The organism is Bacteroides sp. CAG:189 (assembly GCF_000432295.1).
Lineage (GTDB): Bacteria > Bacteroidota > Bacteroidia > Bacteroidales > Bacteroidaceae > Bacteroides > Bacteroides salyersiae.
Genome location: NZ_HF991008.1, coordinates 18,415 through 19,406, shown reverse-complemented (window position 1 = coordinate 19,406; position 992 = coordinate 18,415). Strand labels below are relative to the sequence as shown.

The 992-nt window shown below is 43.3% G+C and carries 1 protein-coding gene; it reads left to right on the top strand.

Annotated features, from left to right (window positions below):
- Positions 1–103: 103 nt before the first annotated feature.
- Positions 104–992: MBL fold metallo-hydrolase (locus QVP90_RS03280; RefSeq protein WP_288203904.1), on the top strand; the 889-nt coding region annotated here is incomplete at its 3' end.

Sequence of the window (992 nt, the reverse complement as noted above, 5' to 3'; positions counted from 1 at the left end):
ACTTACTACTTGACTACTTACTACTTAACTACTTTTATCACTTCCCTTCTGCATAAATCGATATTTTTATTTATGTTTGTAATATATTATTTGGTTTAGAAAGATGGGTGAACATATATGTTTCAGGCGAAATGAGCGCTTGGCGACTATAAACCCCTATTGGAGGGGAAATCCAATGGTAAAAGGACGATTTTTCAACCGTCAGCATCGTTTCCGGCCTGGAATGGGCAGTGTGTTGAAGTGGCGTTTGTCTCCTAATCCGCAACGAAAAGAAAAACGTACTGTAAAGTGGGAACCGAAGGTCAATTATCTTCGTTCGTTGGATGCGGTGAACGGCAATTCATTGATATGGTTGGGACATAATTCATTTTTTATGCAGTTGTCGGGTAAAAGGATTATGTTCGATCCGGTATTTGGCAATATTCCATTTGTGCGTCGGAGAAGTCAGTTTCCTGCCAATCCGAATATTTTTACGGGAATCGATTATTTGCTAATTAGTCACGATCACTTCGATCATTTGGATAAACAGAGTGTCGGGCGGTTGTTGGAGAACAATCCGCACATGAAGTTGTTCTGTGGCTTAGGTACCGGTGAATTGGTAAAGAGTTGGTTTCCGGAGATAGAGATGCTGGAAGCCGGATGGTATCAGCAGATAGAAGACGGGCACTTGAAAATAACCTTCCTACCTGCACAGCATTGGAGTAAACGTTCGGTGCGCGATGGGGGACAACGCTTGTGGGGGGCGTTTATGCTTCAAGGTGATGGTATTTCTATTTATTATAGTGGTGATACGGGCTATTCCAATCATTTTGCGGAGATACCCGAATTGTTCAGTTCTCCTGATTATGCGTTGGTAGGTATCGGTGCCTATAAGCCCCGGTGGTTCATGCGTCCCAATCATATTTCTCCTCATGAAGCGTTGACGGCTTCGCAGGAGATGCATGCCGGGTTGACTATTCCGATGCATTATGGTACATTTGATCTATCGGATG